At 70.8% G+C, this 9,757-nt stretch carries 10 protein-coding genes and 1 pseudogene; all 11 read left to right on the plus strand.

All coding sequences use genetic code 11. The features are described 5' to 3' along the window. Positions 1 to 430: pseudogene (locus C1J00_RS30945) on the plus strand (MEDS domain-containing protein); the annotation flags it as partial. Positions 431 to 510: 80 nt separating this feature from the next. Beyond that, complete coding sequence (locus tag C1J00_RS30950; RefSeq protein WP_102912294.1) at positions 511 to 993, plus strand: ATP-binding protein; 483 nt, start codon at positions 511 to 513, stop codon at positions 991 to 993. 102 nt (positions 994 to 1,095) lie between these two features. After that, complete coding sequence (locus C1J00_RS30955; protein ID WP_102912295.1) at positions 1,096 to 2,412, plus strand: Nramp family divalent metal transporter; 1,317 nt, start codon at positions 1,096 to 1,098, stop codon at positions 2,410 to 2,412. A 307-nt stretch (positions 2,413 to 2,719) separates the two neighbouring features. Continuing rightward, positions 2,720 to 3,553, plus strand: a complete 834-nt coding sequence (locus tag C1J00_RS30960; protein ID WP_102912303.1) for a hypothetical protein — start codon at positions 2,720 to 2,722, stop codon at positions 3,551 to 3,553. Positions 3,554 to 3,641: 88 nt separating this feature from the next. Continuing rightward, positions 3,642 to 4,349, plus strand: coding sequence for a Flp pilus assembly protein CpaB (cpaB, locus tag C1J00_RS30965; protein WP_102912296.1), 708 nt, complete (start codon positions 3,642 to 3,644; stop codon positions 4,347 to 4,349). A gap of 9 nt (positions 4,350 to 4,358) precedes the next feature. After that, a complete protein-coding gene (locus C1J00_RS30970) occupies positions 4,359 to 5,591 on the plus strand; it encodes a CpaE/TadZ family protein (RefSeq protein ID WP_102912297.1) in 1,233 nt (410 codons plus the stop codon). Continuing rightward, entirely contained in the window at positions 5,588 to 5,983 is a 396-nt protein-coding gene (locus C1J00_RS30975) for a pilus assembly protein (RefSeq protein ID WP_245936576.1), read from the plus strand. Before C1J00_RS30970 ends, C1J00_RS30975 begins: the two co-directional genes overlap by 4 nt. 85 nt (positions 5,984 to 6,068) lie before the next feature. Then, positions 6,069 to 6,461 (plus strand): TadE/TadG family type IV pilus assembly protein, encoded by a 393-nt coding sequence (locus C1J00_RS30980; RefSeq protein ID WP_102912299.1) that lies wholly within the window; start codon positions 6,069 to 6,071, stop codon positions 6,459 to 6,461. A 31-nt stretch (positions 6,462 to 6,492) separates the two neighbouring features. Beyond that, entirely contained in the window at positions 6,493 to 7,830 is a 1,338-nt protein-coding gene (locus C1J00_RS30985; protein ID WP_102912300.1) for a TadA family conjugal transfer-associated ATPase, read from the plus strand. A 9-nt stretch (positions 7,831 to 7,839) separates the two neighbouring features. After that, positions 7,840 to 8,784 (plus strand): type II secretion system F family protein, encoded by a 945-nt coding sequence (locus C1J00_RS30990; protein WP_102912301.1) that lies wholly within the window; start codon positions 7,840 to 7,842, stop codon positions 8,782 to 8,784. Between the two features lie 17 nt (positions 8,785 to 8,801). After that, positions 8,802 to 9,689 (plus strand): DUF5936 domain-containing protein, encoded by an 888-nt coding sequence (locus tag C1J00_RS30995; protein ID WP_102912302.1) that lies wholly within the window; start codon positions 8,802 to 8,804, stop codon positions 9,687 to 9,689. Positions 9,690 to 9,757 lie beyond the last annotated feature (68 nt).

The raw sequence follows: 9,757 nt of genomic DNA on the forward strand, positions 1-9,757 counted from the left end.
AGATGGGTATAAGAGACAGGAGGTGTACGAGGACCCGCTGCGGCTCGCCGCCGAACTCGACGCCGTACCCCTGCCGTTGCCCCCCGCCGGGGCGAGGCCTCTCGCGGAGCCGCACGCCGCGGCCGTGCAGAGCTGGGCGGCGGGCCGGGGACTGCCGGCCGCCGACGCCGAGCTGTTCGCCGCCGCCGTGGCAGAGACCGCGGCGGCCCTCGCCCCCCTCGGCGGTGCCGCCCTGCTGTGGGGCGAGGCCCCGGCCTGCGTCTGCGAACTGCGCTCGGCCCGGCGCCTCGACGACCCGCTCGCCGGCTTCGTCCCGCCGGCCGCAGGCCCGGAACCGGGCCCGGGGCTGTGGTACGCGCGTCAGGTCTGCGCATACGTCGACATCCGCGACGACGCCCAAGGAGCGACGGTCCGCCTCCAGTACGCATAGCCCCCTACCTGCACAAGCAGGTAGGGGATCGAGTAGTCCTCCCCCTGCGCCGGACCGCCCCCGGGGATCATCCTGGACCCATGCTGCGACTCTCCGGGCGGCACCTCCCCGACCCCGATGCCCGCTACGGCCCGTTCCCGCAACCACCCCTGGGAGCAGGACATGCGCGTGCCGAGTACGCTCCCCGGCCCTCCGCCGTCCGTGAGGCACGCGCGGAGGTCCGCAGGCAGTTGGAGGGATGGGGGCTCGCCGAGCGCGGTGAGGTCGCGGACGTGGCCGAACTGCTCGTCGGTGAACTGGCCACCAACGCCCTGGTGCACGCCGGGAGCCGCTTCCGGCTCACGCTCTTCGCCGCGCACGGCGTACTGCGCTGCGAGGTCGCCGACGGCGAGCGCCGCGTGCCGCGGGTACTGGACGCGGGCGCCGGGGAGAGCGGTCGTGGAATGTTCCTGGTGGACGCGCTCGCCCAGCGCTGGGGCTGCCACCGGGACGGGCCGGGCAAGACCGTGTGGTTCGAGCTCGGCACGTGCGGGGCGGACGGCTGTGGTCGGCGACAGCCGTGACGCTCCGCCGGGCCTGACCGGGCAGGGTGTCCTACGGGCATCGCGTGAAGATCCGGTCAGGCCCTCTTGTCCCGCGGGCGCCTTTGGGCTTTCTTGACCTGCATGGCGGACACCACAGGCAACACCACCGAGAACGAGGCACCACACCCCCCACAGCCCCGGAAAGCGAGCTGGAAGTACATCGGCCCGGGCATCGTCGTCGCGGCGACCGGTGTCGGTGCCGGTGACCTGGTCGCCACACTGATCGCGGGCAGCAACTTCGGCTACACCCTCCTGTGGGCCGCGGTCATCGGCTGCCTGGTGAAGATCTCCCTGGCCGAGGCGGCGGGCCGCTGGCATCTGTCCACGGGCCGCACCCTGTTCGACGGCTGGGCCAGCCTCGGCCGCTGGACGACGTGGTTCTTCGCGGTCTACGTCGTCGTCTGGGGCTTCGTCTACGGCGCGGCGGCGATGTCGTCGAGCGCGCTGCCGCTGCAAGCGCTGTTCCCCGACGTGATGGACCTCAAGTGGTGGGGCATCGCCTGCGGTCTGGTCGGTCTGGTCTTCGTCTGGTTCAACAAGTACGCGGTGTTCGAGAAGGTCATGACGGTCCTGGTGGGCGTCATGTTCGTGGTGACGGTGTACCTGGCCATCCGGGTCACGCCGAACATCCCCGACGCCTTCGCCGGGCTGCTGCCGGTCCTCCCGGACGAGAAGGACTCGATCCTCAACACGCTGGGCCTGATCGGCGGCGTCGGCGGCACGATCACGCTCGCGGCGTACGGCTACTGGGTCAACGCCAAGGGCTGGACCGACACCGGCTGGATGAAGGTCATGCGGCTGGACAACCGCGTCGCCTACATCACGACCGGCATCTTCGTCATCGCCATGCTGTTCGTCGGCGCGGAGCTGCTGCACTCGGCGAACGTCGCCATCGCGAGCGGCGACAAGGGCCTGATCCAGCTGGGCGACATCCTGGAGGAGGAGTACGGCTCGGCCACGGCGACGTTCTTCCTGATCGGGTTCTTCGCCACGTCCTTCACCTCGCTGATCGGCGTCTGGCACGGCGTGAGCCTGATGTTCGCCGACTTCGTGACCCGCCTGACGGGCAAGGGCCAGTCCAAGGGCGAGGAGGTCGCCTCGGGGGCCCGCGAGCGCTCCTGGCCGTTCCGCGCCTACCTGCTCTGGCTGACCTTCCCGCCGATGATCCTGCTCTTCGAGGGCCAGCCCTTCCGCCTGATCATCATCTACGGAGTGCTCGGCGCGGCCTTCCTGCCCTTCCTCGCCGGCACGCTGCTCTGGCTGCTGAACTCCTCCCGCACGCCCCGCGAGTGGCGCAGCGGCCCGGTGAGCAACGTGATGCTCGCCGTCGCGGGGCTGCTGTTCCTGATCCTGTGCGTGAAGCAGATCTGGGACCAGCCGTGGGGGGAGTTCTTCTAGGAGCGCCGGGACGACGCCGGGTGCCCGGGTCGCCGGGCCCACCGGGTCCATCGCCCCGGACCTCCGGGGGCCGCCCCCGCGACCGGCAAGATGCTCAACCTGCCCCGTTTTGACGCATCTTGTGCAACGGCAGTTGCTCCCCAGCTACACAAACGCTGTTCTCCGGTCACAGAGCCGTGGTTACAGTGCTGAGGTAGTCACGCAGTGAAGTCGACACGGTGCGCCGGAGTGACACCCGGCGTTCCGACGGGCATGGGGAAACGGGGAGCTGCGCGTGCCAACTGCCATTGCCGTGACCAGCGCCGACATGGCGCTGCCACCACAGGACGAACGCACCCTGCCCGCCGTCGTGCTGCGGGACGTCGAACGGCGCCCCCTGGAGCAGGCCCTGGCCGAGATGCAGGCCCTGGTCGAGCACCACGGCCATGTGATCGTGGTGTGCTCACAGGCCGCGCCCACCGCCGTGCAGCGACGGCTGCACACCCTGCGTTCCCTCATGGAGAGCGACCGGATCGCACTGTTCCGGCCGGATCTGCCGCCCCTCGGACTGGCCGTCCTGGCCCGCCAGTTACGGCAGCTCGCCTCCTGCGACATCAGCCCCGGCGTGCTCGCCTCGGCCGGCCGGCTGCTCGTCCACTACATCCACGCCGGCGCGCTGCTCGGCTCCGTCGCCCGCCTCGACCGCGTCCCCGTCGGCCTGAAGTCGCACGCCAAGTCCTGGGTGCCCGGCAGCCAGTTCGGCGTCCTGGCCCACCCCGAACCGCACCTCGTCCGGATCACGCCCGAAGCCGGGCTCCCCGGCCCCGAGTTCGGCACCTGGATGCTCCTGGCCAAGGGCCAGCTCCAGTCCGACTGGGTCACGGCCACCCTCGCCCCCTCCTGGAAGGTGCAGGGGCTGCGCGAAACCCGGCTGCCCGCCGAGTCGCCCGGCTGGTGGGGCACCGGCAAGCTCATCGAGTTCTGCAGCTACCTGCCCGACCTGTCCGTCCTCTACCAGCTGGTCACCTCCGTCCGGCGCAGCCAGTGCCACTGGTGCGGCATCGACGTCATCGGCGACCGCTGCGTGTTCTGCTCGGCCACACCACCCGTACCCGACAGCCCGCCCCGCAAGCAGCTGGAGAACCGAACGGCCGCCGGGTGAGGCCTGACACCCTCACCAGCCCTGACACCGCTCATCCGCCCTGTTCCGATCCCGCCCGACCGATATCCCCAACGAGGTTGTCCGGTTCATGAACTCCCGTCAGCGCCGCGGCGTGATTCTCCTGCTCCTGTCGGTCCTCTGCGCCCTCGGCGCCTTCGCCGGCGTGCTCTCCGTCATCAGTGACGTGAAGTCGAAGGTCGGCCCGGAGGTCACCGCCTACCGGCTCACCTCCGACGTGCCGCCCTACACCACCCTCCGCACGGGCCAGTTCGAGAAGATCAAGATGCCCGAACGGTGGCTGTCCGACAACGCGGTCACCGATCTGCGGGAGATCCAGGGCAAGATCGCCGTGACCACGCTGCGCGCGGGCTCCCTGCTCCAGTCCGACATGATCGTCCGCCGGCCGGCCCTCCAGCCCGGCCAGCAGGAGGTCGCCATCATGGTCGACTCGGCGACCGGCGTGGCCGGCAAGATCACGCCCGGTGCCTCGGTCAACGTCTACGCCACCTTCGAGGGCGCGCGCGAGGGCGACCCCGACCAGTCGAAGATCATCGTCACCGACGTCAAGGTCCTCGACGTCGGCGAACTCACCGCGCTCAAGCCCGACGAGGGCAACCGCACCCAGCAGCCCACCGACGCCGTCCCCATCACGTTCGCGCTGTCCGCCCTCGACGCCCAGCGCATCACCTACGCCGAGTCGTTCGCCAAGCGGGTCCGGCTCGCCCTCGTCGCGCCCGGCAGCGACACCACCGTCCCCGAGCGGGACCGGACGTACGAACTCGCGAAGGACAAGTGAGAGGCTGCCATGCCCACGAGGATCCTCCCGGCAGTCGGAGACACGGACGCGGTCCGGTCCGTCACGACGCTGCTCAGCCAGCTCCCGGACGCCGAGCCCGTCGCCCCCGTGGTCGACTCCACCCAGCTCGTCGACACCCTCGCGCGGCTGGCCGCCGAGTCGGTCGACGAGCTGCCGGAGGTCGTGATCGTCCACGAGCGGATCGGCCCCGTCCCCGCGCTGGAACTGATCCGCGAAGTGGCCCTGCGCTTCCCCGCCGTCGGCGTCATCCTCGTCACCTCCGACGCGAGCCCCGGCCTCTTCCAGGCCGCCATGGACTACGGCGCCCGCGGCGTGGTCGCCCTGCCGCTCAGCTACGAGGAACTCGCCAGCCGCGTCCAGGCCGTCGCCCAGTGGTCCGTCGGCGTACGACGGCACCTGGGCGCGGGCGGTGACGTGTTCACCGGCGTCGGCGGCACCGTCGTCACGGTCAGCGGCGCGAAGGGCGGCGCGGGCACCACCCTGACCGCCATCCAGCTGGCCCTGGCCGCCCAGGCCTCCGGCCGCAGCACCGCCCTGGTCGACATGGACCTCCAGACCGGCGACATCGCCTCCTACCTGGACGTCCAGTTCCGCCGCTCCGTCGTCGACCTGGCCGCCATCGCCGACATCTCCCCGCGCGTCCTGGCCGACGCGATCTTCCGGCACGACACCGGACTCGCCCTGCTGCTCGCCCCCGCCGAGGGGGAACGCGGCGAGGACGTCACCGACCGCGCCGCCCGGCAGATCGTCAGTGCCCTGCGCTCGCGCTACGAGGTCGTCGTCATCGACTGCGGCGCCCAGCTCGGCGGTGCCGGGGCGGCGGCCGTGGAGATGGCCGACCGGGCCCTGCTGGTCACCACGCCGGACGTGGTCGCCGTACGGGGCGCAAAACGGGCCGTGCGGATGTGGGACCGGCTGCAGATCCGCAAGGCCGAGGAGACGACCGTCGTCGTCAACCGGCACTCGCGCGCCACCGAGATCCAGCCGCCCCTGATCCAGAGGATCACCGGCACGGCGGTCGCGGCCACCGTGGTCCCCGCCAACTTCAAGGAACTGCAGAGCGTCGTGGACGCGGGCCGTATCCACGAACTGGAGAGCAAGAGCTCGGTGAAGCAGGCTCTGTGGGGACTGGCGGGCGAACTGGGCCTGGTCAAGACCCCCGATGGGGGCCAGAAGGCGGGCCGGGGACCGGTGGGTTTCCGGCGAAGGAGAGAGGGATGAGCATGCGCTCGGTTCTCACGCCCGCGGCCTTACGGGACCGGGGCCAGGTCACCATCGAGTTCCTCGGCATGACACCGACGATCATCGTGACGCTGATCGCGCTGTGGCAGGTCGTTCTCGTCGGCTACACCTTCATCCTCGCGGGGAACGCCGCGGACGAGGCGGTACGGCAGGCCACGGCGGCCGAGCCGGGAGCGCGGCAGGCCGCGTGCGAGGCGGCGGGGCTCAAGCACCTGTCGGAGGCGTGGCGCTCGGGTGCCGACGTGACCTGCGGCGGCTCCGGCTACGTCACGGCCGACGTGAACCTCCAGGTCCCGATTCTCTTCCCGGGCACGCTGTCCTTCCCGTTCACGGTCCACGGTCACGCCGGCGCGGTCGAGGAGGCGGACTGAGATGCGGACTGAGACGCGGACTGCGATGCGGACTGCGACGCGGACTGCGGTGCGGACTGCGACGCGGACTGCGGTGCGGACAGAGATGCGGACCGAGACGCGGACTGCGACGCGGACCGAGACGCCGAGCGCAGGCAAGGCCCGCGACCGCGGCCAGGTCGCCATCGAGTTCATCGGGTTCCTGCCGATCCTGCTGCTCGTCGGCCTGGCGGCCGTGCAGCTCGGCCTGATCGCCTACACGGCCCAGCAGGCCGGAACGGCGGCCAGGACCGGGGCGCGCAGCGCGTCGCTGGAGGGGCCGCACGAGGCGGACTGCCGGGCCGCGATCAGCAGTTGGCTGGCCGACGAGACGACCTGCCCGGCGTCGATCGGCGCTGACGAGGTCACCGTCACGGCCACCGTGCAGATCCCGTCCCTGGTGCCGGGCTGGGACTTCGACCCGGCCGTCAAGACCGCGACGATGCCGCTCGACCACTGAGCACCGAGCACCGAGCTAGGAGCACCGACTCATGAGCCTGCGAGCACGTATCAACACCCCCGAGGAGAACGGCAACCGGGGCGAGGACGGCCACATGGTCGCCTCCTACCGGGCCAAGCTCCTGGAGGAGATCGACCTCGCGGAGATGAGTTCGCTGGCCGCCGCCGAGCGCAGGGCGCGGCTGGAGCGCGTGCTCGGACACATCATCAGCCGCGAGGGCCCGGTCCTGTCGACGGTGGAGCGCTCGCAGCTGATCCGCAGGGTGGTCGACGAGGCGCTCGGCCTGGGCATCCTGGAGCCGCTGCTGGAGGACGCGTCCATCACCGAGATCATGGTGAACGGCCCGGACGCGATCTTCGTGGAGCGCGGCGGCCGGGTCGAGCAGCTGCCGTTGCGCTTCGCCTCCAACGACCAGCTGATGCAGACCATCGAGCGGATCGTCTCGACGGTCAACCGCCGCGTGGACGAGTCGAACCCGATGGTCGACGCCCGCCTCCCCTCCGGCGAGCGCGTCAACGTCATCATCCCGCCCCTGTCCCTGACGGGCGCCACCCTCACCATCCGCCGCTTCCCGCGCTCCTTCACGCTCCAGGAGCTGATCGGCCTCGGCTCACTCGACGAGCACATGCTGTACCTGCTGGCGGGCCTGGTGCAGGCGAAGTTCAACATCATCGTCTCGGGTGCGACGGGCACGGGGAAGACGACCCTGCTGAACGCCCTGTCGGGCCTCATCCCGCAGGGCGAACGCATCATCACCATCGAGGACTCCGCCGAACTCCAGCTCCAGCAGCCCCACGTGATCCGGCTGGAGTCGCGGCCCCCGAACGTCGAGGGCAAGGGCCAGGTCACGATCCGCGACCTCGTCCGCAACTCCCTGCGCATGCGCCCCGACCGCATCGTCGTCGGTGAGGTCCGCGGCGGTGAGTCCCTCGACATGCTCCAGGCCATGTCGACCGGCCACGACGGCTCACTCGCCACCGTCCACGCCAACAGCGCGGAGGACGCGCTGATGCGGCTGCAGACCCTCGCGTCCATGTCCGACGTCGAGATCCCCTTCGTGGCGCTGCACGACCAGATCAACAGCGCCATCGACGTCATCGTGCAGCTGACGAGGTTCGCCGACGGCGCCCGCCGCATCACCGAGATCGCACTGATGGACAGCCACGGCAGCGACCCGTACCGCCTGGTCACGGTCGCCCGCTTCGACGCGCAGCCCATGACCTCCGACGGCCGTATCCACGGCGCCTTCGAGTACCACCCCCTCCCACGCCGCACCGCCGACCGCCTCTACATGGCGAGCCAGCCCCTCCCGCAGGCCTTCGGCATCGCCCGGTCCGCGGACCAGCTAGCCACCCGAGAAGCCAGGTAGGACCGACCGATGGAACTGCACCAGCTCATCACGCTCACCACCGGCATCACCCTGCTGACCTGCGTCCTCGCGGTCGTCGGCCTGCACTCCTACGCCATGGGCAGGGCACAGCGGCAGGCACTGGTCGACCGCCTGTCCGCCACCGGCCGGATTCCGGCGGGTGGCCGGCGCCGCAACTTCCGCGAGATCGACCGCCGTCTGCGGCGTACCAGGCTCGGCAAGCAGCTGGAACTGCGCCTCGCGGCCACCGGCCTGGACATCACCCCCGGTGAGTTCTTCGTCTACATGCTCGCCACGGTCGCCGGCCTGTGGCTGATCGGCCAGGCGGCCCTCGCCCCGTTCTTCGGCCCCCTGGCGGGCCTCCTGGGCATCGGGGTGGCCATCCAGTTCCTCAACTGGCAGCGCCAGAAACGCATCGAGAAGTTCATCAACCAGCTCCCAGAGATGGCCCGGATCCTCGCCAACGCCACCCAGGCCGGTCTCGCCCTGCGCACGGCGATCGGCATGGCCGCCGAGGAGATGGAGGCCCCGGCTGGCGAGGAACTGGGCAAGGTCTCCAACCAGCTGGCGGTCGGAGCCTCGATGGACGACGCGCTGGGCGAACTGGCCGACCGCCTCCCGTCCCGTGAACTGGTCGTCCTCGTCACCACGCTGGTCCTGTCGAACCGGGCCGGCGGTCAGGTGGTGAGCGCCCTGCGCAACCTCACCGAGACCCTGGAGGAACGCAAGGAGACCCGGCGCGAGGTCCGCACCCAGCTCTCCCAGGTCAGCATGACGTCGTACGCGGTCCCGGTGCTGGGCGTCGGCTCCCTGTTCCTGATGAACGGAGTGAAGGACGGCGCCCTGGACCGCATGACCGGCTCGCCCTTCGGCCAGGGGGCGGTCATCATCGCCTTCTCGCTCTACGCCGTCGGCTTCGTCCTCATCCGCCGCCTGTCCCGCATCGACGTCTGAGAGCCCGGAGGCAAACCATGGGACTGCTCCTCGCCCTGCTGATGGGCCTCAGCGTCTGGGGCGTCTTCGCCGGTATCCGCATGTACCGGGCGGAGGCCAAACTGCCCGGCGACCTCGCCCTGGCCCTGGAGATCGGCTCCACCCGCACCGGGGCGGTCGACTCGCTCATCGACCGCCTGGGCATGCGCTACGCACCCGCGGTGCTGCGGCTGATGGGCCCGAAGCAGGTGGCCAAGTACCGCCGCAAGATCGACCTCGCGGGCAACCCCGGCGGCCTGACGATCGACCGGTACGCGGCGCGCCGGGCGGTCTACGGCTTCCTGGGCGCCGTGGGGTTCCTGGTCTTCCTCATGCGGGGCCAACTGCTGGTCGCCCTGCTCCTGCTGGCCTTCGGCGCGTTCTGGACCGAGGTCGGCATCTGGTCCGCGATCCGCATCCGCAAGGACGTCATCGAACGGACCCTGCCGGACTTCCTCGACGTCCTCGCCGTCGTCGTCAGCGCGGGCCTGGGGTTCCGCCAGGCGCTGGACCGGGTCGCGTCCCGGTACGAGGGCCCCTGGGCCGACGAACTGCGCATCACCCTGCGCCAGATGGACCTCGGCATGAGCCGCCGCCAGGCCTTCGCGGAACTGCGCCGCCGCAACGACTCCGAGCAGGTGGCGATGTTCGTGACGGCCCTGCAGCAGGGCGAGGAACTGGGCGCGCCGATCGTCGACACGCTGGTGTCCCTCGCCAAGGACATGCGCCGTACGGACGCACAGAACGCCCGCCGCAAGGCGGCCCGGGCCGTCCCGAAGGCCACGATGATGATCACGACGTTCATGGTCCCGGCCACGATGCTGCTGCTCGGCGCGGGCCTGATCCTCGGCTCGGGCACGGACTTCGGCTCGGTGACGGGCGAGTAGGGGAGAGGCGAGGTCATGGCGATGACAGGGGAGCGGGCAGGGCTGGAACGGGCGGGAGAGCGGGCAGG

It is taken from the genome of Streptomyces cahuitamycinicus, assembly GCF_002891435.1.
Lineage (GTDB): Bacteria > Actinomycetota > Actinomycetes > Streptomycetales > Streptomycetaceae > Streptomyces > Streptomyces cahuitamycinicus.

What these genes read in the sequence shown, in the direction of transcription:
- C1J00_RS30950 (WP_102912294.1), top strand. Translation starts at nt 511, where the DNA reads ATGCTGCGACTCTCCGGGCGGCACCTCCCCGACCCCGATGCCCGCTAC.
- C1J00_RS30955 (WP_102912295.1), top strand. Translation starts at nt 1,096, where the DNA reads ATGGCGGACACCACAGGCAACACCACCGAGAACGAGGCACCACACCCC.
- C1J00_RS30960 (WP_102912303.1), top strand. Translation starts at nt 2,720, where the DNA reads ATGGCGCTGCCACCACAGGACGAACGCACCCTGCCCGCCGTCGTGCTG.
- cpaB (WP_102912296.1), top strand. Translation starts at nt 3,642, where the DNA reads ATGAACTCCCGTCAGCGCCGCGGCGTGATTCTCCTGCTCCTGTCGGTC.
- C1J00_RS30970 (WP_102912297.1), top strand. Translation starts at nt 4,359, where the DNA reads ATGCCCACGAGGATCCTCCCGGCAGTCGGAGACACGGACGCGGTCCGG.
- C1J00_RS30975 (WP_245936576.1), top strand. Translation starts at nt 5,588, where the DNA reads ATGAGCATGCGCTCGGTTCTCACGCCCGCGGCCTTACGGGACCGGGGC.
- C1J00_RS30980 (WP_102912299.1), top strand. Translation starts at nt 6,069, where the DNA reads ATGCGGACCGAGACGCGGACTGCGACGCGGACCGAGACGCCGAGCGCA.
- C1J00_RS30985 (WP_102912300.1), top strand. Translation starts at nt 6,493, where the DNA reads ATGAGCCTGCGAGCACGTATCAACACCCCCGAGGAGAACGGCAACCGG.
- C1J00_RS30990 (WP_102912301.1), top strand. Translation starts at nt 7,840, where the DNA reads ATGGAACTGCACCAGCTCATCACGCTCACCACCGGCATCACCCTGCTG.
- C1J00_RS30995 (WP_102912302.1), top strand. Translation starts at nt 8,802, where the DNA reads ATGGGACTGCTCCTCGCCCTGCTGATGGGCCTCAGCGTCTGGGGCGTC.